The following is an 18,464-nucleotide window of genomic DNA, read 5'->3' as shown; positions in this document are numbered from 1 at the left end:
AGGAAGCACGCTTCATGAACGCGCGCTACGCAAGGAAGACCCGCAGAGGGGTGGTCGCCGTCGCGATCACGTCCGTGGCACTCTTCGTGGCCGGGTGCGGCGCCGACGAGAAGCCCAGTGGAAACAAGCCCGCCTCAACGAGTGCCACGCCCCAGCAGGGATCATCGGCCACCCGAGAGTCACAAGAGGCCGAGGAACCCACGGAGACGCTTGCACTTCTCAAGGGGCAGAAGGGGTTGGAGCTGGCCATCTCCTCGACAGAACGCGATGCAGGCGGCTTCTTGACCATCAAGGGCCAACTGAAGAACACGTCCGAGTCCTCAACCATCATTCCCTCACGTCTGAGTGGAGACGAGACGGAGGTGGTGAAGCACGGCAACTCTCTGGGAGGCGCCACGCTGGTCGACTCGGTCGGAAAAAAGCGGTACTACGTGCTCAGGGACACTGACGGTCGACCGCTGACCACTTCAGGGCTCTCCAACCTTGCTGCTGGCCGATCGATTTCAGTATTCCTCCAATTCCCCGCACCCCCCGCCTCCACCACCGAAGTGAGCTTCCAGCTCCCCACCTTCGAACCCGCCACCCTCAAACTCTCCTGAGGCGACTCCATGACGACGACGAGAAACCGCCGCCTCGCCTCCCTCCTTCTCGTGTGCGTGGCGTTGGGGCCGCTCGCCGGGCCTCCCGCGTACGCCGATGACGGGCCCGGGCCCGCCGGTACCTCCTCGCCTCCGCCCGTCATCGATTCCGGGTCCCCGGGGCTGATGCTGCCCGACGGCGCCACCCTCGCCCCCGCCAAGGTGCTCGACATCAAGCAGATCGTCGAGGAGGAGGGCGGGCAGGAGCGGCGGCAGGACACGAACGTGGACGTGACGTTCGCGCTGCAGGCCGAGGTGCTGTTCCCGAAGAACAGCGCCAAGCTGTCGCCCGAGGCCACCGCCCGTATCGCCGGCATCGCCGCAGAGGTCAAGAAGATGGGGTCGGGGCGGGTCCGGGTCTTCGGGTTCACCGACAACCTGGGGACGTACGAGCACGGGCTCAAGCTGTCGAAGGAGCGGGCCGTGGCCGTGCAGCAGGTGCTGGCGCGGGCCCTCGACCCGGGGACGAGCTTCGACATCCGCGGCTACAGCGAGGACTACCCGATCGCCGACAACCGCACCGAGGAGGGCCGGAAGAAGAACCGGCGCGTCGAGATCTCCTTCCCCCGGACCACGGCCTCCGCCTCCACCCCCTAGAGCGCCAGCGCCGCCCGGATCGTCGCCGTCATGCGGTCCGGGTGGCGGAAGACCTCCCTGGCCGTGAAGCGGAGCACGCGGCGGATCTGCGGGCAGGACTGGAGCGCGTTGAAGCGGGCGACGTCCCGTTCGTGGGCCCGTCGGGTGCCGTGGAAGGCGTGGCCCTCGATCTCCACCGCCAGGCCCGCCGTGCGGAAGAGGAAGTCGGGGCGCAGGCGCCGGCCGTCCGCCGTGAGGAGGGTCGGTTGGCACTCGGGGACCAGGCCCGTGTCGCCCATCCTCAACCGGGCGACCGTCTCCGCAGGGGAGCCCGACGCCGGTTCGGCCAGCCGGAGCCAGGTCCGGGCGCGGGCCGCGCCCCGCCGGGGCGCCGCGAGTTCGGCGGAGAGGTCCTCGTGGCGGACGAGTGCCTCGCGCCGTACTCCTTCGACCGCCCGCCGGGCGAGCGCCGAGTCCGCGACGACCACCGCCTCCTCCCGGGTCGCCGAGGACCGCATCAGGTCGCCGACCGTCCGCGCCGGCGTCGTCGTCCGCAGACCGCGCCGGACGGACCGGTCCCCGTCTGTGAGGAAGGCCGTGGTGTGGAGCCGTATCCGGTCACCGCGGCACGATCTGGCCGGCGGTGGAGCCGTGAAGTCGAGCCGCTCCTCCGGGTCCTCCCCGCCCAGGACCTCGATGCGGTGCAGCCGCGCCGCCGTCCCGTGGCTGCAGACCAGTTCCGGGCGCAGGAACTGGAGGGCCGTCGCCCTCAGCCGCCAGTCCACCTCCCTTCCCGGGGCCGCCCAGGCGCCCCGGCAGATCCGCTGCCAGCCGTCCCGGCGCAGCCGTCCGGCCAGCCGGCCCGGCGGCCAGCCCGCCGCGACCGCCCAGACCGTCAGGAGGATCCCGCCCCTGGCGAGGATCGCCAACTCGTACATACGCCCAACGATCCACGGAAGGGGGACACTTCGCACCCCCTGTGGAAAACCCGGCGAAAGACGTCGCCAGGAAAGCGTAAATCCGGCGGGACATCCCTCTTCGGCGGGAGCATTCTGGACAGATGACGGTGACCCCGGGCGCGAGCCCGCACGCGAGCCCGCACGCGATTCCGAACGCCACTCCGACCGTGACCGCGACCGCCACTCCGGCCGTGACCGCGTCTCCGAGCGTGGCCGTGACCCCGAGCGTGGCCGTGACTCCGAGCGTGCAGTTGGTCAGTGATCTCGTCACCCGGATTCCCGAGTTCCGAGGGGCGTACGAGACCCATGTCTTCCGTCAGGGCGGTGTCCTGCCGCACGTGTTCTTCTGGGACGTCGTCCAGGACACCGTCCGGTCCTTCCTCGGCGAGGCCCCCGGCGCCGCCGACTGGCGTCGGACGCTCGACTTCCTGGAGGAGCAGAGCGCGCGCGGCGTCCTCGGCATCGACGAGGTCATCGTCACGTCCTTCCTCGGCGACCTGCCCTCGCCGCAGGAGCCGGGGCACGCCATCGTCGAGCAGCTCGGTCCCGTCATGGCCGCGAAGTTCGTCCGCATAAGGCCCCTCGGGTGAGTCCCGTGTGCGCCCCCGGATAATCGGGCGCATGCCCCGGACCGCCAGCCCGACCAGCCCGACCGGCCCCTCTCGTCCCACCGGCTCCAGCAGCCCCACCCTCCTCGCCGTCGGCGGCTACGCCGCCACCCGCCTCGTCGGCCTCGTCGTCCTCGCCGTCGCCGCCGCCGCGACCGGCGAGGACGGGCTGCACCGGCTCAAGGGGCGCTGGGACTCCGTCTGGTACGTCCGCATCGCCGAGCACGGGTACGGCCACCGGGTCACCCTGCCCGACGGCGCCGTCCACTCCGACCTCGCCTTCTTCCCGCTCCTCCCGGCCCTGGAGCGCGGCCTCTCCGCGGTCCTCCCCGTCGACGCGGCCACCGCGGGGCTCCTCGTCTCCTGGACCGCGGGGCCCGTCGCCGCCTGGGGCATCGCGAAGTGCGGCGCCCACGTCGCGGGGCCACGGGCCGGCGTCCTCCTCGCCGTGCTCTGGGGCGTGTACCCGACCGCGTTCGTCCAGTCCATGGCGTACACGGAGACCCTGTTCACCGCCCTCGCCGCCTGGTCGCTGTACGCCGTGCTGCGCGGGCGCTGGATCCCGGCCGGCGTCCTGTGCGCGGCCGCGGGGCTCACCCGGCCGACGGCCGCCGCGCTGATCGCCGCCCTCGGGATCACGGCCCTCGTCGCTCTCGTACGGGACGGAAGGCTGCCCCGGTCCGCCGTCGGGGGAGTGCTCGTCGCCCCGCTGGGCTGGCTCGCGTACGTCGCCTACGTCGGGGTCCGGGAGGGCACCCCCACCGCCTACTTCGACGTGCAGGCCGCCTGGGGCAACTCCGTCGACGGCGGTGTCGCCCTCGCCCTGTTCATCGCGGGCCTGCCGTGGCCCGCCGCCCTCGGCCTGTGCGCGGCGCTCGCCCTGCTCGGGTGGCTGGTCGCGCTGTGCGTGCGGCAGCGGCAGCCCCTGCCGCTGCTCGTGTACACGATCGGCGTCGTGTTCGTCTCCCTCGTCGGTGCCGCCTACTTCGGGTCCCGGCCGCGCCTGATGATGCCGGCCTTCGGGCTGCTGCTCCCGCCCGCCGTGGCCCTCGCGCGCGTGCGGACCCGTACCGCCGTGCCCGTCCTCGCCGGTCTCGCGCTGGCCTCCGGCGCGTACGGGGCGTTCACCCTGCTCGGTCCGGGGCCTCCGTGACCCGTCCGTAGGACACGCGCACGCGTACTCCCGGCTCCAGGCCCCATTCCGCCATCGCGCCCGCCTCCGCCTCCAGGACGTGCCGGCCGCGCGGCCTGATCATGCCGAGCCGCCCCGGCCGCATCGTCACCACGGACCGGACGGTGAAGGAGCCGTCCAGGTGGGCCACGTCGATCGGGAACCGCATGCCGAAGGTGTGCACGCTGTTCGTCCGGACGATGAGCAGCGCCCCCGCGATCCCGTCCCGGCCCAGGAGGCCCCGCCGCCGCGCCCGGTACGAGGCCGCCACCTCCAGCGGGACGTCCAGAGCGGCCACCGTCAACGTCCCCGTCCCGTCCACCCATTTCCCCATGCGGCAGACCGTAGCGGCACGGCCGCCTAGGGTCTCGTCCGTGTACGTCACGCTGATCGCCGTCGCCGCCCTGTGGGGGGCCGCCGTCGGGCTGCTCGTGCCCCGGGCCGCGTACCGGCTCGCCGTGGAGCCGGGGGAGCCGTGGCGGGACCGCTGTCCCGCCGGGCACGTCCTGGCGGGGCCCGGGCGCGGCTGGCTCGGCGGTCCCGGGCGGCGGGGCTGCGCGACCGCCGCGAGCCCGTCCGTCGCCCCGTTGCTCACCGCCCTGGTCTGTGCCGCGCTCGCCGCCGCCACCGGCGGGCCCCGGCCCGAGCTCGCGGTCTGGCTGCTCGGCGCGCCCTTCGCCGTCCTCCTCGCCTGTGTGGACGCGCGCGTGCACCGGCTTCCGGACGGTCTCACCCTGCCGCTCGCGGTGGCGGTCCCGCTGCTCCTCGGCGGCGCGGAACTCCTTCCGTACGACGCGGGGTCCTGGGTCCACGCCCTGCTCGGCGGGCTCGCCCTCGGCGGGGCGTATCTGGTGCTGTTCCTGGTCAACCCGAGCGGGCTGGGCTTCGGCGACGTGAAGCTGGCGGTCCCGCTGGGCGCCGCCCTCGGCTGGTACGGCTGGGGCGTGCTCTTCGCCGGGGCCTTCGCGGGCTTCCTCCTCGGCGCGGTGTACGGCCTCGGGATCGTCCTGCTGCGCCGGGCCGGGCGTTCCTCGGCGATCCCGTTCGGCCCCTTCATGCTCGGGGGCGGGCTGCTCGGCCTCCTCCTGGGCGCGTTCACCGCGCTTCCCTGACGGGGGCCGCGTTCCGTACGCACGGCCACGGGGCCGTCGCCCGTCGTGACGGGTGCGTGCTGCTCCGTCAATGCGGTGCCCGTGGGGTCCGGTCCCTCTTCGGAGGGACGGAACTCCGCCGCCACGCCGGGGCGCAAACCCGCCACGGGGCCTCGGATCCCTTGTGCCGCTTGGGATCCGGCGGATCAGGGGCGGTTCGTCCGGCGTACGTGGCGCGCAGGACGACTATCGAAGGGTTATGGTGGAAACCCCCCCTCGGGCCGGTCCGTATCCCCCCCACGGACCGGCCCGTTTTTCTTGCCCCGGGCCGCTTCAGGGCCCGGCCCGGCCGGCGGCGCTCAGCCGCGGCCGGCCCAGATGTTCGTGCCGGCGGTGTCGACCGCGAACGAGTCGATCTCCTTGAGCTCCTCGTCCGTCAGCGGCGGGCCCGCGAGCGCCGCCACGTTCTCCTCCAGCTGGGCGACGCTGGACGCGCCGATCAGCGCCGAGGTCATCCGCTCGTCCCGCAGCACCCACGACAGCGCCAGCTGGGCGAGGGACTGCCCGCGCCGCTCGGCGATGTCGGCGAGGCCGCGCAGGCGCCGCAGGACCTCGTCGGAGAGCAGGTTCGGGTCGAGGGACTTGCCCTGCGTGGCCCGCGAGCCCTCGGGGATGCCCTTCAGGTACTTGTTGGTGAGGAGTCCCTGTGCGAGCGGGACGAAGGAGATGCAGCCCATGCCGGCCGCCTCCAGGGTGTCGAGGAGGCCGTCCTCCTCGGTCCACCGGTTGATCATGGAGTACGAGGGCTGGTGGATCAGGGCCGGGACGCCCATGTCGCGCAGGATCCGGGCCGCCTCGGCGGTCTGCTCGCTGTTGTACGAGGAGACGCCGACGTACAGCGCCTTGCCCTGCTGGACGGCGGAGGCCAGGGCCCCCATCGTCTCCTCCAGCGGGGTGTGCGGGTCGAAGCGGTGCGAGTAGAAGATGTCGACGTAGTCGAGGCCCATCCGGTTCAGGGAGGCGTCGAGCGAGGACAGCAGGTACTTGCGGGAGCCCCACTCGCCGTACGGCCCGGGGTGCATCAGGTATCCGGCCTTGGTGGAGACGATCAGCTCGTCCCGGTGGGGCGCGAAGTCCTGGGCGAAGATCTTGCCGAAGTTCAGCTCGGCGGAGCCGGGCGGCGGCCCGTAGTTGTTCGCCAGGTCGAAGTGGGTGACGCCGAGGTCGAAGGCGCGGCGCAGGATCGCGCGCTGGGAGTCGAGCGCGCGGTCGTCGCCGAAGTTGTGCCAGAGGCCGAGGGAGACGGCGGGGAGCTTGAGGCCGCTACGGCCGGTGCGGCGGTACTCCATGGTCTCGTAGCGGTCCGCGGCGGCGCGGTAGAAGGGGGAATCAGTCACGTATCTCTGCTTATCACGGACTTGTGACAGTCCCGGGCTGGGAGCCCGTCGCCCGGCCGCAGTAGTGTGGCGGCTTCGGGGGCCGACACTGCATGGAGGGGTAAAGAACAGTGAACCTGCGCGACCTGGTGTACGGGCTCTACGCACGCCGGGTGGAAGGCCGCCTCGACCACACCCAGGTGCCCAAGCACATCGGGGTCATCCTCGACGGGAACCGTCGCTGGGCCAAGGCGTCCGGCGGGACCCCCGAGCAGGGACACAAGGCCGGCGCGGACAAGATCCAGGAGCTGCTCGGCTGGTGTGCCGAGACGGACGTCGAGGTCGTCACGCTCTGGATGCTCTCCACGGACAACCTGAACCGCCCCGAGGAACAGCTCGTCCCGCTGCTCGGCATCATCGAGAACGCCGTGCGCGCGCTGGCCGCCGACGGCCGCTGGCGGGTCCACCACGTCGGCACGATGGACCTGCTGCCCTCCCGCACCCAGACGGTGCTGAAGGAGGCCGAGGAGGCCACCCGCGGCAACACGGGGATACTCGTGAACGTCGCGGTGGGCTACGGCGGCCGCCAGGAGATCGCGGACGCGGTCCGCTCGCTGCTCCTGGAGCACGCGGAGCGGGGGACGAGCTTCGAGGAGCTCGCCGAGATCGTCGACGTCGAGCACATCTCGGAGCACCTGTACACGCGCGGTCAGCCCGACCCGGACCTGGTGATCCGCACCAGCGGCGAGCAGCGGCTGTCCGGTTTCATGCTGTGGCAGAGCGCCCACTCGGAGTACTACTTCTGCGAGGTCCACTGGCCGGCCTTCCGGAAGGTGGACTTCCTGCGCGCGCTGCGGGACTACGCGGCCCGGCACCGTCGTTACGGGGCCTGATCCCCGCGCCACCCCCTCCGGAGGATTCCGGTCGGAACCGATCACCTGGCGTTCATGAACACGTCGTCATATGCCCTGGCATGGCAGCGGCTGTTCGAGGGCATATCCCTGGTGAAGTGAGCGGCACGGAGACCGCCACCCGGGAGGCCCCTTGCACCAGGACGACCGTGCGGGACAAGCACGGGAGAAGCGGAGGGCCGTGGTTCGGCCCGCGCACGGCGGCCTGAGCCCGGTCCCATTCCGCAGCGACACCGGTTCCGTCGCACCCCGACCTCACAGGGGTCTTCCGAGGGGGTCTGTCCTTCCGTGGTGACCAGCACGAAGCGCCGCCTTTCCGACCGGCGCACCTATGTTCTCGACACCAGCGTCCTGCTGGCCGACCCCAACGCCGTCTCGCGCTTCGAGGAGCACGAGGTGGTGCTCCCGATCGTCGTGGTGACGGAGCTGGAGGCCAAGCGGCACCATCCCGAACTCGGCTACTTCGCCCGGCAGGCGCTGCGCCTGCTCGACGACTTCCGGGTCCGGTACGGACGCCTCGACGCCCCGCTCCCCATCGGGGACCTGGGCGGCACCCTGCGTGTCGAACTCAACCACTCCGACCCCGGCGTCCTGCCCGCCGGCTACCGGTCGGGGGACAACGACTCACGGATCCTCGCGGTCGCGCGCAACCTCCAGGCGGAGGGGTACGACGTCACGGTCGTCTCCAAGGACCTGCCGCTGCGCATCAAGGCCTCCTCGGTCGGGCTCCTCGCCGAGGAGTACCGCGCCGAACTCGCCATCACGGACGCCAACGGCTGGACCGGGATGTCCGAGCTGGCGCTCTCCGGGGAGCAGGTGGACCTGCTCTACGACCAGGACTCCCTCCACGTGCCGGAGGCCGCCGAGCTCCCCGTCCACACGGGCCTGGTGCTCCAGTCCGAGCGCGGCAAGGCGCTCGGCCGGGTCACCGCCGAGGGGAACGTGCGGCTCGTCCGCGGCGACCGGGAGGCCTTCGGGCTCCGCGGCCGCAGCGCCGAGCAGCGGATCGCGCTCGACCTGCTGCTCGACCCGGACGTCGGCATCATCTCCATGGGCGGCCGGGCCGGCACCGGCAAGTCCGCGCTCGCGCTCTGCGCGGGCCTGGAGGCGGTCCTGGAGCGCCGTCAGCACCAGAAGGTGATGGTCTTCCGTCCGCTGTACGCGGTCGGCGGCCAGGAGCTGGGGTACCTGCCGGGCAGCGAGTCCGAGAAGATGAGCCCGTGGGCCCAGGCCGTCTTCGACACGCTGTCCTCGGTCGCGGGCCGGGAGGTCATCGAGGAGGTGCTCGGCCGCGGGATGCTGGAGGTCCTGCCGCTCACCCACATCCGGGGCCGCTCCCTCCACGACGCCTTCGTCATCGTGGACGAGGCCCAGTCCCTGGAGCGGAACGTCCTGCTGACCGTTCTGTCCCGGATCGGGGCGAATTCCCGGGTCGTGCTGACCCATGACGTCGCCCAGCGCGACAACCTCCGGGTCGGCCGGTACGACGGAGTCGTCGCCGTCATCGAGAAACTGAAGGGGCATCCGCTCTTCGCCCACGTCACCCTCACCCGCTCCGAGCGCTCCCCGATCGCCGCGCTCGTGACCGAGATGCTGGAGGACGTTCAGATCTGACCGATTCGTACCCGTCTGTACGGGTAAGGCAGTTGGCGCCGCCCGGCGAAGCGCAGGAGCTTAGCCGGGCGGCGCCGCGCTGTCGCCCTCATCCGCCAAATCCCGTACGCCCAAGCAGGTGTGAGCTTTCCCACGCAACACGGAATTGCCTTGCGGTGCCGCCGTCCGGCAGAGTCTTGCTTCCGTCAGGCCCCGCATACGGCACACGTGCACCCTCAGGGGTGCGCACCGCACCACACAACTCCACAGCCGTCGCCGTATGCCGCCCACAGCACCACGGGCCCGTGTCTTCTGTGACCCCGTACGTCGGAGACCAGTGCCAGGGGCAAGATTTCGCCCGCGTGGTCACCTGTGCGGGCGTGCTGGAAGGAAACCGTGTGAGCCGGATCTCGGTCCGGGGATTCGCGGTGGCTTCGGCCACTGCGGTCACCACTGTCGGCGCCATCGCCGGTGTCGCCTCGGGCAACGCCGCTCAGCCCTCGGACGACAACTTCGAGGCCACCGCGGCCGACACCACGCTGCTCGCGGACATCCCCGCGGGCGAGCAGGCCCAGGTACAGGTCTCGTCCCTCTCGGAGCAGGCCGACGTCCAGGCCGCCGCCGCCGACGCCGCCGCGAAGAAGTCCGCGGAGGAGTCGGCCCGCCTCCGCGCCGCCAAGGACGCCGAGGCGAAGAAGGAGGCCGCCGACAAGGCCGCCGCCGAGGCCAAGGCCGAGAAGGAGCGCAAGGAGGCCGAGGAGCGCGCCAACCGTTCCTCCATCCGCAGCGCCTCGTCCTTCGCCGCGCAGGGCTCCTACAGCATCGCCGAGGTCCAGGCGATGGCCCGGCAGATGATGTCGGCCGACCAGTTCTCGTGCTTCAGCAACATCGTGGACCACGAGTCCGGCTGGAACTACCGCGCCACCAACGCCTCTTCGGGCGCCTACGGTCTCGTCCAGGCCCTCCCGGGCTACAAGATGGCCTCGGCCGGCGCCGACTGGCAGACCAACCCCGCCACCCAGATCAAGTGGGGCCTCAACTACATGGACAGCCGCTACGGCAGCCCGTGCGGTGCCTGGTCGTTCTGGCAGGCCAACCGCTGGTACTAGGCCGCGTCGTTTCGGGGCGCCCCCGAAGCCGACCTGCTCAACCTCCGGGAGCCCCTCACCGTCCTCAGGTGAGGGGCTCCCTGCGTGTAGGTTCGAAGGCCCACGGGGTACCCGGGGAGCGAGCGGGAAGAGTCGGCGGGGGGAAGAAGGAAGAGATGTCCAGAGTGCCAGGATGGCTGAGCCGGCTGGGCGAGAGCCTGAGCCGCGTGGGTGAACGCCTCGACGAGCGCAGGGCCGAGGCGGAACGGGACGATCCGCTCGGGCCGCCGTACGGGACCCCCCATGACGTCCCCCACGGGGCCCCGGGCCCCGCCGCCCCCGGACGCCCGGACGGCGGCCCCGACGCCGCCGCGCCCCTCGCGGACCCCGAGGCCCCCACCGAGCCGGGCCGCTCCGTCCCCGCGCCCCCCTCGTACGCACCGGCCGTCGCCGCCCGCCCCGACCCCGTCGCCGCCATCCCCTGGGGCATGCGCGTGGCCGCCGAGGCGGGCTGGCGGCTGCTCGTCCTCGCCGGCACCGTCTGGGTGCTGATGAAGGTGATCAGCTCCGTGCAGCTGGTCGTCCTCGCCTTCGTCGCCGCGCTCCTCGTCACCGCCCTGCTCCAGCCCACCGTCGCCATGCTGCGCCGCAAGGGCCTGCCCCGGGGCCTCGCCACCGCCGTCACCGCCGTCTCCGGCTTCGTCGTCATGGGCCTGGTCGGCTGGTTCGTGGTCTGGCAGGTCATGGACAACGTCGACAACCTGTCCGACCGGGTCAAGGACGGCATCGAGGAGCTCAAGCACTGGCTGCTCGACAGCCCGTTCCACGTCACCGAGCAGCAGATCAACGACATCGCCAAGAACCTCAGCGAGGCCATCGGCGCCAACGCCGAACAGATCACCTCCGCCGGACTCCAGGGCGTCACCGTCATCGTGGAGGCCATGACCGGCATCCTGCTGGCCATGTTCTGCACCCTCTTCCTGCTCTACGACGGGAAGAAGGTCTGGGAGTGGACGCTCAAGCTGGTGCCCGCCCAGGCCCGGCCCGGCGTCGCCGGCGCGGGACCGCGCGCCTGGCGCACCCTCACCGCCTACGTCCGCGGCACCGTCCTCGTCGCCCTCATCGACGCCGTCTTCATCGGCCTCGGGCTCTGGTTCCTGGACGTCCCGATGGCCGTCCCGCTCGCCGTCTTCATCTTCCTCTTCGCCTTCATCCCCCTGGTCGGCGCGGTCATCTCCGGAGCCCTCGCCTGCCTCGTCGCCCTCGTCACCAACGGCGTGTTCACCGCCCTCATGGTGCTCGTCGTCGTGCTCGCCGTGCAGCAGATCGAAGGCCACGTCCTCCAGCCGTTCATCCTCGGCCGGGCCGTCCGCGTCCACCCCCTCGCCGTCGTCCTCGCCGTCGCCGCCGGCGGCCTCACGGCGGGAATCGGCGGCGCCGTCGTCGCCGTGCCGCTGGTCGCCGTCCTCAACACCGTCGTCGGCTACCTGCGCGCGTACAGCACCGAACAGGCCCTGCGCAGCACCCCGGAGCCGCGCGGCGCGACGGCCTTCGCGGTCGCACCGGTACCGGCGCCGGGCGCCGTCAAGGAGGAGAGCGGGTGATATCGGAGCCCGAGCTCGCGGGCGGCGTCGAGTTCGACGCCCCGGAAGTGCTCACGGACACCCCGCCGCCGCGCCCGCCCCGGAGCCGCCGCCCCTGGTCATGGGCGCTCGGCGGCGCGGTGCTCGCCTCGGCGGTGTGGGGCGGCGGGCTCTACGCGTACCAGCAGCGGCAGGACGCGGGACCCGACCTGGGCGGGTACCGGGACGCCGCGGACTTCTGCCGCACGATCGAGCTGAAGGCACTCGAGGGCGTCCTCGGAAAGGCCGGGCAGGACGGCTCGGGCCCGGCCATCGAGGACCCGGCTCTCTTCCAGGCCGGGTGCTCGCTCACCTTCGGCCCCCCGCAGGAGGGGTACAGCGCCTCGGTCACGTACACCCTGCACAAGAAGGCGGACCCCGGCCCCGAGTTCGCGCCGAAGGCCGAGAACGGCCGATCCCCCCAGCCCGTCGACGGCCTGGGCGAACAGGCCTTCTTCGACCAGTCGGGGAACGACGGGGCGCAGCTGGTCGTCCTCGACGGGCAGGCGGAGTTCGAGCTCAGCGTCTGGTCGCAGTACGACTACGACTCCGCCAAGGGGGAGGCGACCCGGAGCACCCGGGCGATCGACCTCTCCGGCATCGACGTCCCCATGACCCAGGACCTGCTGGCCCTCATGGCGGCGCTCAAGAAGTGACGGAAGGGCCCCGGGGCGGACAGCCCCGGGGCCCTTCTCGTACGGCTCGGACCTACTCGGCGAGCACGGCCTCCGCGTCCAGCGTGACGCCGACCGCCTGGATCACCGCGGCGATCTTCACGGCCTCCTGGATCGTGGCGCGGTCGACACCGGCCTGGCGCAGGACCTGCTCGTGCGAGTCCAGGCACTGGCCGCAGCCGTTGATCGCGGAGACGGCCAGCGACCACAGCTCGAAGTCGACCTTCTCGACGCCCGGGTTGCCGATGACGTTCATCCGCAGGCCGGCGCGCATCGTCCCGTACTCGGGGTCCGACAGCAGGTGCCGGGTCCGGTAGAAGACGTTGTTCATCGCCATGATCGCGGCGGCGGACTTGGCGGCCTGGTACGCCTCGGGCTTCAGGTTCGCCTGGGCCTCGGGCTCCAGCTCCTTGAGCACCTTCGGCGAGCGCGAGGCGATCGCGCAGGCGAGGACGGTGCCCCACAGCTGCTGCTGCGGAAGGTCGCTGTTGCCGATGACCGAACCGAGGTTCAGCTTCAGGTCCTTGGCGAAGTCCGGTAGGGCGGACTTCAGTTCGTCGAGAGCCATGTCGGATCCGCCCTTACTCGCCCGAGAGGAGAGCGGCCGCGTCGAGGGTGCTCTCGCCCTTGTTCCAGTTGCACGGGCACAGCTCGTCGGTCTGCAGGGCGTCGAGGACCCGCAGGACCTCCTTGGGGTTACGGCCGACGGAGCCGGCGGTCACCATGGTGAACTGGATCTCGTTGTTCGGGTCCACGATGAAGACGGCGCGCTGGGCGAAGCCGTCCGCGCCCTCGACGCCGCAGTCGCGCATGAGCTCGTGCTTCGAGTCGGCCAGCATCGGGAAGGGCAGGTCACGCAGGTCGGCGTGGTCCTTGCGCCAGGCGTGGTGCACGAACTCGGAGTCGCCGGAGACGCCGAGGATCTGGGCGTCGCGGTCGGCGAACTCGTCGTTCAGCTTGCCGAACGCGGCGATCTCCGTCGGGCAGACGAAGGTGAAGTCCTTCGGCCAGAAGAACACCACGCGCCACTTGCCCTCGTAGGCCTTGTGGTCGATCTGCTCGAACTCCTTGCCGCTCTCCAGCGACACGCAGGCGGTCAGGTCGTAGGTGGGGAACTTGTCACCGACAGTGAGCACGCGCTCTCCTCGTAGACAGGAAGGGTCCCTTTTGGACGCTTCCGTGGGGGTTGGACGTCTCACATACTGGCACGGGGTGCATTGATCAGTGAAATAGCTAGGGTGGGTCGCGTTGATCGAAGGTGGTTATCAGTGGCATCCCCGTACAACCCTCCGCGCGGCCCGCACCGGGGCAAGCAGCCCAGCTTCTCCCAGCTCAGGGCCTTCGTGGCGGTCGCCGAGCATCTGCACTTCCGCGACGCGGCGGCCGCCATCGGCATGAGCCAGCCCGCCCTCTCGGGCGCGGTTTCGGCTCTCGAAGAGGCACTCGGTGTCCAGCTCCTCGAACGCACGACGCGGAAGGTGCTGCTCTCGCCCGCGGGGGAGCGGCTCGCGGTCCGCGCCCGGACCGTCCTCGACGCGGTGGCGGAGCTGATGGAGGAGGCGGAGGCCGCCCAGGCGCCCTTCACCGGCGTCCTGCGGCTCGGTGTGATCCCGACCGTCGCCCCCTATCTGCTGCCCACCGTCCTGCGGCTCGTCCACCGCCGCTGGCCCGAGCTCGACCTCCAGGTCCACGAGGAGCAGACCTCCTCGCTCCTGGAGGGACTCGCCGCGGGCCGGCTCGACCTGCTGCTGCTCGCCGTGCCCCTCGGCGTGCCCGGCATCACCGAACTCCCCCTCTTCGACGAGGACTTCGTCCTGGTCACCCCCGAAGGCCATCCGCTGGCCGGACGGGACGCCATCCCGCGCGAGGCACTCAAGGAGCTCCGGCTGCTGCTCCTCGACGAGGGTCACTGCCTGCGCGACCAGGCCCTCGACATCTGCCGGGAGGCCGGGCGCACCGGGGGCGCCGAGGTCACCACCACCGCCGCCGGACTCGCCACCCTGGTCCAGCTGGTCGCGGGCGGCCTCGGGGTGACCCTGCTGCCCCGCACCGCCGTGGCCGTCGAGACCGCCCGCAGCACCGCCCTGTGGACCGGGGGGTTCGCCGCGCCGGCTCCCTCGCGGCGGATCGCCCTCGCGATGCGGACGGGCGCGGCCCGGCACGCCGAGTTCGAGGAGCTGGCGCAGGCCCTGCGCGGGGCGATGGAGGAGCTTCCGGTACGGGTGGTGGGCGGCGGGGCCTGACCTCGTGCGCGGGAGGGGCGGGGGTTCCGGCACCCCCGGCGCCGGAACCCCCGCCCCGTCCCGCATCCCCCGTACCCCTCGGACGTCCGGTCGACGGGTTACTCCGTCCGCAGCCCGTCCGCCCGCATCAGCCGCCACAGCACGGGCATGCTCAGCAGCGTCACGGCCGCGATCAGCCCGAGGCCGATCCCGACGACGGGCAGGAAGCCCCACCAGTCCTCGACCCGCTGGCCGCCCATCTGCAGCAGCACGAGGCCGAGGCCGAGACCGCCCGCGACGGCGAGGCCGAGCCCGAGGAGGATCGGCACCGCCGTCTGCCACAGGACCGACCAGCCCAGGGTCGACCGCCGGGTGCCGAAGGCGACCAGGGAGGAGAGCAGCCGCCTGCGGTCCCGCAGCTGCTCCAGGGTCGCCACCAGGAGCGAGGCCGCCACGAGCAGCATCGTCAGGGTGGAGCCGACGAGGATGCCGGTGCGGACGCTGGAGAACGCCGCGTCGCGCTCGGTGTCCTTCAGGGTGCGCACCCAGGCCGTCGGGTCGATGGCCGCCGCCGTGTTCCGCACGTACTCGGCGGCGTCGGGGACGGCCGGGTCGAGCCGGACCATGGTCTGCGTGTCGGGCTCGTCCAGGAGGGACGCGTCGACCGCCTTCGGGGTGGCGAGGACGCCGTACTCGTACATGCCCGTCGGGTCGGGGCGGGAGTCCACGATCCGGGCCGTCGTGGGGATCCGCCACTGCGGCAGCGGGGTGCCCTTCGGGGGCTTCGGCGCGCTCGGGTGCGGATGAGGGTCGCGCAGGGCGACCGTGGCGCCGGGCCGGGCGGTCCGGGTGACGAAGAGGTCGTCCGGGGTGCCCTGGGCGCCGTGCGCGAGGAGGACGAAGACGTCGCCGTCGGCGCAGGAGGGCAGTGCGGCGTACTCCCGGAGGGAGGCGCAGTCGCCGACCCGGAGCGAGGCCATCGGGGAGAACTCCTCGCCCTCCTTCAGGGGGCCGGGCCGCCAGACGTGGGACTCGACGGTCCCGATCACGCCGCTGACGCCCTCGGTCCGCCGGAGGCGGTCGATCGCCTCCCGGGCCTCGTCGGCGTTCCTGGCGTCGGTGCCGATCGCGAGCTGGGCGCGGGTGGTGTCCGCGCCGCTGAGGTGGGTGAAGTCGTTCTCCATCGCCTGGAAGAGCATCTGGAGCGCGATCGCCCCGGCCGCCGCGACGACGATGCCGCTGACCGCGCGGGCCGCCGTGCCGCTGCTCAACTGGAGCCTGCGGACCGCGAGCTGCCAGGCCACCGGTCCGGCGTGCAGCCGCTTGACGCCCGCTTCGACGAGCCACGGCAGGAGCGTGGTGAGGCCGGTCAGGACGAGCGCCGTGCCGGCCACGACGCCCACGGTGTCGATGCTGGTCCCGGTCACCTGGACGTCGCCGGCGAGCGGGACGAGGAAGGCCGCGCCGGCCGCGAGGAGCAGCAGCCGCCACCACAGGCGGCGGCGCCTCGGGGCGGAGGTCCGCACGACGCCCAGCGGTTCGATCACCACTCCGCGCAGGGCGAAGAGGGTGACGACGACCGAGGCGACCGGGACGACGGCGAGGACGAGCGCGGCGAGGGCCGGCATGGGCACCACGTCGCCGGGATAGGCGTTGACGTCCCAGATGGTGAAGGCGCCCGCGAACTGCCGGGCCGCCGCGAAGAGTCCGAGGCCCACGAGGAGCCCGAACAGCGCGCCTGCGAGGGCCTCGCCGGCCGCGATCCGCCGGGTCGTGGCGGTGTCCGCGCCGATCAGCCGGAGCGCCGCGAGCCGTCGGTCGCGCTGCTCGCCGCCGAAGCGGACGGCGGTCGCGACGAAGACGAGGACCGGCAGGAGCAGGACGACGCAGGCGACGACGACGAGGAGGACCAGGAACGCGTTCATCGGTTCCGCGGGCACCGACCAGCCGTAGCGCGTGCCGCGCCCGTCGAGGTTCTCCGGGGTCAGGAAGTCGACGTGGGCGACGTACCGGAGTTCGGCCGGGCCGATGAGTCCCGCCGGTCCGATCGTCCCGACGGCCTCGTAGGGGATCCGCTCCTTGAGGAGGGCGCCCTCGGGGGAGTCGAGCAGTTCCCCGAGCGCGGGGGAGACCAGCATCTCGCCGGTCCCGGGGAACCTGTCCGCGCCCGGCGGGACCGGGGGCGCGTCGCCCTCGGGGCGCAGCAACAGACCGCTGACGACGTCGTCGCGGTAGACGGTGTCCCGGCCGAGGTGGAGAAAGGAGTCGGGGCGGGGCGAGGTGACCTGCTCGCTGCCGTCGACGGCGCGGACCGACTCCCGTACCTCCCGCTGGAAGAGCATGTTCGGGAAGGAGGCGGCGAGCAGCAGCAGGGACACGCCGAAGCCGACGCCGGTGGCGGTCAGCAGGGTGCGGAGCAGGCCGGAGCGGCCGCCGGCGACCGCGAACCGGGCGCCGAGCGTCAGGTCGCGCACCCAGGTGCCGAGGCTCACGCGGCCCACTCCGCGTCCCGTACCGAGCCGTCCCGTACGACGACCTCGCGGTCCGACCAGGCGGCGACCCGGGCCTCGTGGGTGACGAGGACGACGGCGGCGCCGGTGTCCCGGGAGGCGTCGGTGAGGAGCCGCATGACCCGCTCGCCGTTGAGGGAGTCGAGCGCGCCGGTCGGCTCGTCGGCGAAGATCACGCGCGGGGCGGTGACGAGGGCGCGGGCGACGGCGACGCGCTGGCCCTGGCCGCCGGACATCTCGCCGGGGCGCTTGTCCGCGACGGCGTCGACCTCCAGGCGGGCGAGCCACTCGGCGGCCCTGGCCTCGGCCGCCTTCCGCTTCTCGCCGTTCAGCCGGAGGGGGAGGGCGACGTTCTCGACGCAGGTCAGTTCGGGGACGAGCTGACCGAACTGGAAGACGAAGCCGAAGTCGGTGCGGCGCAGGGAGCTGCGCGCGCCGTCGGAGAGGGCGGTGAGTTCGCGTCCGTCGTAGGTGATGGTGCCGGCGTCGGGGCGCACGATGCCGGCCAGGCAGTGGAGGAGCGTGGACTTTCCGGAGCCGGAGGGGCCCATGACGGCGACGACCTCGCCGGCCCGCAGGGCGAAGTCGGCACCGGCGAGCGCCGGGGTCGGGCCGTAGGCCTTGTCCAGGCCGGTGGCGCGCAGCAGAGGGGTGGAGCTCATCGGCGGATCTCCTCGGCGAGCGCGTCGAGGCGGGCGGCGGTCAGTTCCAGCCAGCGCAGGTCCGCTTCGAGGTGGAAGAGGGCGTGGTCGCAGATGAGCTGGTCGGCGAGGTCGCCGTCGCGCTTGCGCCGGGTGAGTTCGCGCATCAGGCGCAGGTGCTCGGCGCGCTGGGTGTCGAGGATCTCGGCGGCGCCGCGGCCGGTGAGCAGGGCCAGGACGACCTTGGTGTAGAGCGTGGACTGGAGGTACGGCTCGGGCTTCTCGGGGGTGGCGAGCCACTGGGCGACATCGGTGATGCCGGCCTCGGTGATGGCGTACCGCTTCCGCTCGGGGCCGCCGCCGGCCTCGATGCCGTCGACGACGACCAGGCCGTTCTTCAGGAGCCGGGACATGGTCGAGTAGACCTGGCCGTAGTGGAGCGGCCGGTCCTGGCCGAACTTCTCGTCGAAGGCGCGCTTGAGGTCGTAGCCGTGGCGCGGTCCGGACTCCAGGAGTCCGAGGAGGGTGTGACCGATGGACATGCCGCCACTGTACATGGGGTGTATACGCGCGATGTATAGACGGATCCGCCCCGAGGGGCCGCGAAGCGGAACCAGTCCCTCACGCAACCATCCGGTCCGCCCGGGCGTCGGTTCCTCTGGGCGTGGGTGCTGATTCTCACGTCCGGAAAAGACGTGATCGGTTGTCCTTTGTCCGCCTCGTCGGTGTTAGCTTGCTGAGCTGATCCGACGCGGGCGGGGGTCAGCACCGAGGGCGCCGGACA

19 protein-coding genes are annotated in these 18,464 nt (G+C 72.2%); 11 read left to right on the top strand and 8 right to left on the bottom strand.

The window, feature by feature from the left end:
* The first annotated feature begins 14 nt into the window (after positions 1–14).
* Together IE180_RS02285 and IE180_RS02280 are read left to right on the top strand one after the other, a co-directional pair.
* Positions 15–599, top strand: a complete 585-nt coding sequence (locus tag IE180_RS02285; RefSeq protein ID WP_190155013.1) for a hypothetical protein — start codon at positions 15–17, stop codon at positions 597–599.
* Between the two features lie 9 nt (positions 600–608).
* Positions 609–1,235 carry an OmpA family protein gene (locus IE180_RS02280; protein ID WP_190155012.1) on the top strand — a complete coding sequence of 209 codons (627 nt, stop codon included), beginning with the start codon at positions 609–611 and terminating at the stop codon, positions 1,233–1,235.
* On the opposite strand, the gene IE180_RS02275 is transcribed toward IE180_RS02280, so the two are convergent.
* A complete protein-coding gene (locus tag IE180_RS02275) occupies positions 1,232–2,152 on the bottom strand; it encodes a hypothetical protein (protein ID WP_190155011.1) in 921 nt (306 codons plus the stop codon). The genes IE180_RS02280 and IE180_RS02275 overlap by 4 nt on opposite strands.
* Before the next feature lie 122 nt (positions 2,153–2,274).
* On the opposite strand from IE180_RS02275, the gene IE180_RS02270 reads away from it, so the two are divergent.
* Entirely contained in the window at positions 2,275–2,763 is a 489-nt protein-coding gene (locus tag IE180_RS02270; RefSeq protein ID WP_229860245.1) for a hypothetical protein, read from the top strand.
* A 31-nt stretch (positions 2,764–2,794) separates the two neighbouring features.
* Positions 2,795–3,934 carry a hypothetical protein gene (locus IE180_RS02265; protein ID WP_190155010.1) on the top strand — a complete coding sequence of 380 codons (1,140 nt, stop codon included), beginning with the start codon at positions 2,795–2,797 and terminating at the stop codon, positions 3,932–3,934.
* Here the strand turns inward: IE180_RS02265 and IE180_RS02260 are convergent.
* The gene (locus tag IE180_RS02260) at positions 3,906–4,286 is read right to left on the bottom strand and encodes a DUF192 domain-containing protein (RefSeq protein ID WP_190155009.1); all 381 of its coding nucleotides are present in this window, start codon (positions 4,284–4,286) and stop codon (positions 3,906–3,908) included. The genes IE180_RS02265 and IE180_RS02260 overlap by 29 nt on opposite strands.
* A 40-nt stretch (positions 4,287–4,326) precedes the next feature.
* Between IE180_RS02260 and IE180_RS02255 the strand changes: the two genes are divergently transcribed.
* Entirely contained in the window at positions 4,327–5,064 is a 738-nt protein-coding gene (locus IE180_RS02255; RefSeq protein WP_190155008.1) for a prepilin peptidase, read from the top strand.
* Positions 5,065–5,402: 338 nt separating this feature from the next.
* Here the strand turns inward: IE180_RS02255 and mgrA are convergent, their stop codons facing one another.
* Complete coding sequence (gene mgrA, locus IE180_RS02250; RefSeq protein ID WP_190155007.1) at positions 5,403–6,440, bottom strand: L-glyceraldehyde 3-phosphate reductase; 1,038 nt, start codon at positions 6,438–6,440, stop codon at positions 5,403–5,405.
* Between the two features lie 110 nt (positions 6,441–6,550).
* Here mgrA and IE180_RS02245 point away from each other — a divergent pair, with 110 nt between their 5' ends.
* The 5 genes from IE180_RS02245 (at position 6,551) to IE180_RS02225 (ending at position 12,289) form a co-directional block, all read left to right on the top strand.
* Positions 6,551–7,312 (top strand): isoprenyl transferase, encoded by a 762-nt coding sequence (locus IE180_RS02245; RefSeq protein ID WP_030692784.1) that lies wholly within the window; start codon positions 6,551–6,553, stop codon positions 7,310–7,312.
* Between the two features lie 306 nt (positions 7,313–7,618).
* Entirely contained in the window at positions 7,619–8,944 is a 1,326-nt protein-coding gene (phoH2, locus tag IE180_RS02240) for an RNA 5'-3' helicase PhoH2 (protein WP_190155006.1), read from the top strand.
* 377 nt (positions 8,945–9,321) lie between these two features.
* A complete protein-coding gene (locus IE180_RS02235; protein WP_190155005.1) occupies positions 9,322–10,032 on the top strand; it encodes an aggregation-promoting factor C-terminal-like domain-containing protein in 711 nt (236 codons plus the stop codon).
* 155 nt (positions 10,033–10,187) lie between these two features.
* Positions 10,188–11,615, top strand: coding sequence for an AI-2E family transporter (locus IE180_RS02230; protein WP_190155004.1), 1,428 nt, complete (start codon positions 10,188–10,190; stop codon positions 11,613–11,615).
* Positions 11,612–12,289: a hypothetical protein gene (locus tag IE180_RS02225; protein WP_190155003.1), complete on the top strand. Its 678-nt coding sequence runs from the start codon at positions 11,612–11,614 to the stop codon at positions 12,287–12,289. Before IE180_RS02230 ends, IE180_RS02225 begins: the two co-directional genes overlap by 4 nt.
* 52 nt (positions 12,290–12,341) lie before the next feature.
* On the opposite strand, the gene IE180_RS02220 is transcribed toward IE180_RS02225, so the two are convergent.
* Positions 12,342–12,875 carry an alkyl hydroperoxide reductase gene (locus IE180_RS02220; protein ID WP_190155002.1) on the bottom strand — a complete coding sequence of 178 codons (534 nt, stop codon included), beginning with the start codon at positions 12,873–12,875 and terminating at the stop codon, positions 12,342–12,344.
* A 13-nt stretch (positions 12,876–12,888) separates the two neighbouring features.
* Positions 12,889–13,443, bottom strand: coding sequence for a peroxiredoxin (locus tag IE180_RS02215; protein ID WP_190155001.1), 555 nt, complete (start codon positions 13,441–13,443; stop codon positions 12,889–12,891).
* Positions 13,444–13,575: 132 nt separating this feature from the next.
* Between IE180_RS02215 and IE180_RS02210 the strand changes: the two genes are divergently transcribed.
* Positions 13,576–14,550: a hydrogen peroxide-inducible genes activator gene (locus IE180_RS02210; RefSeq protein ID WP_190155000.1), complete on the top strand. Its 975-nt coding sequence runs from the start codon at positions 13,576–13,578 to the stop codon at positions 14,548–14,550.
* Positions 14,551–14,648: 98 nt separating this feature from the next.
* On the opposite strand, the gene IE180_RS02205 is transcribed toward IE180_RS02210, so the two are convergent.
* Genes IE180_RS02205 through IE180_RS02195 form a run of 3 tightly spaced genes read right to left on the bottom strand, consistent with a single transcriptional unit; the run spans position 14,649 to position 18,222 of the window.
* On the bottom strand, positions 14,649–17,021 hold the full coding sequence (locus IE180_RS02205) for an FtsX-like permease family protein (protein ID WP_190154999.1): 2,373 nt from the start codon (positions 17,019–17,021) through the stop codon (positions 14,649–14,651).
* A complete protein-coding gene (locus IE180_RS02200; RefSeq protein ID WP_190154998.1) occupies positions 17,018–17,701 on the bottom strand; it encodes an ABC transporter ATP-binding protein in 684 nt (227 codons plus the stop codon). The genes IE180_RS02205 and IE180_RS02200 overlap by 4 nt, the downstream gene beginning before the upstream one ends.
* Complete coding sequence (locus IE180_RS02195) at positions 17,698–18,222, bottom strand: PadR family transcriptional regulator (RefSeq protein WP_030692793.1); 525 nt, start codon at positions 18,220–18,222, stop codon at positions 17,698–17,700. The genes IE180_RS02200 and IE180_RS02195 overlap by 4 nt, the downstream gene beginning before the upstream one ends.
* Between the last annotated feature and the right edge of the window lie 242 nt (positions 18,223–18,464).

Origin of the sequence: Streptomyces litmocidini, from assembly GCF_014649755.1 — a bacterium.
GTDB lineage: Bacteria > Actinomycetota > Actinomycetes > Streptomycetales > Streptomycetaceae > Streptomyces > Streptomyces litmocidini.
This window is presented reverse-complemented; position numbering and strand designations above follow the sequence as displayed.

What these genes read in the sequence shown, in the direction of transcription:
- IE180_RS02285 (WP_190155013.1), top strand. Translation starts at nt 15, where the DNA reads ATGAACGCGCGCTACGCAAGGAAGACCCGCAGAGGGGTGGTCGCCGTC.
- IE180_RS02280 (WP_190155012.1), top strand. Translation starts at nt 609, where the DNA reads ATGACGACGACGAGAAACCGCCGCCTCGCCTCCCTCCTTCTCGTGTGC.
- IE180_RS02275 (WP_190155011.1), bottom strand. Translation starts at nt 2,152, where the DNA reads ATGTACGAGTTGGCGATCCTCGCCAGGGGCGGGATCCTCCTGACGGTC.
- IE180_RS02270 (WP_229860245.1), top strand. Translation starts at nt 2,275, where the DNA reads ATGACGGTGACCCCGGGCGCGAGCCCGCACGCGAGCCCGCACGCGATT.
- IE180_RS02265 (WP_190155010.1), top strand. Translation starts at nt 2,795, where the DNA reads ATGCCCCGGACCGCCAGCCCGACCAGCCCGACCGGCCCCTCTCGTCCC.
- IE180_RS02260 (WP_190155009.1), bottom strand. Translation starts at nt 4,286, where the DNA reads ATGGGGAAATGGGTGGACGGGACGGGGACGTTGACGGTGGCCGCTCTG.
- IE180_RS02230 (WP_190155004.1), top strand. Translation starts at nt 10,188, where the DNA reads ATGTCCAGAGTGCCAGGATGGCTGAGCCGGCTGGGCGAGAGCCTGAGC.
- IE180_RS02220 (WP_190155002.1), bottom strand. Translation starts at nt 12,875, where the DNA reads ATGGCTCTCGACGAACTGAAGTCCGCCCTACCGGACTTCGCCAAGGAC.
- IE180_RS02200 (WP_190154998.1), bottom strand. Translation starts at nt 17,701, where the DNA reads ATGAGCTCCACCCCTCTGCTGCGCGCCACCGGCCTGGACAAGGCCTAC.
- IE180_RS02195 (WP_030692793.1), bottom strand. Translation starts at nt 18,222, where the DNA reads ATGTCCATCGGTCACACCCTCCTCGGACTCCTGGAGTCCGGACCGCGC.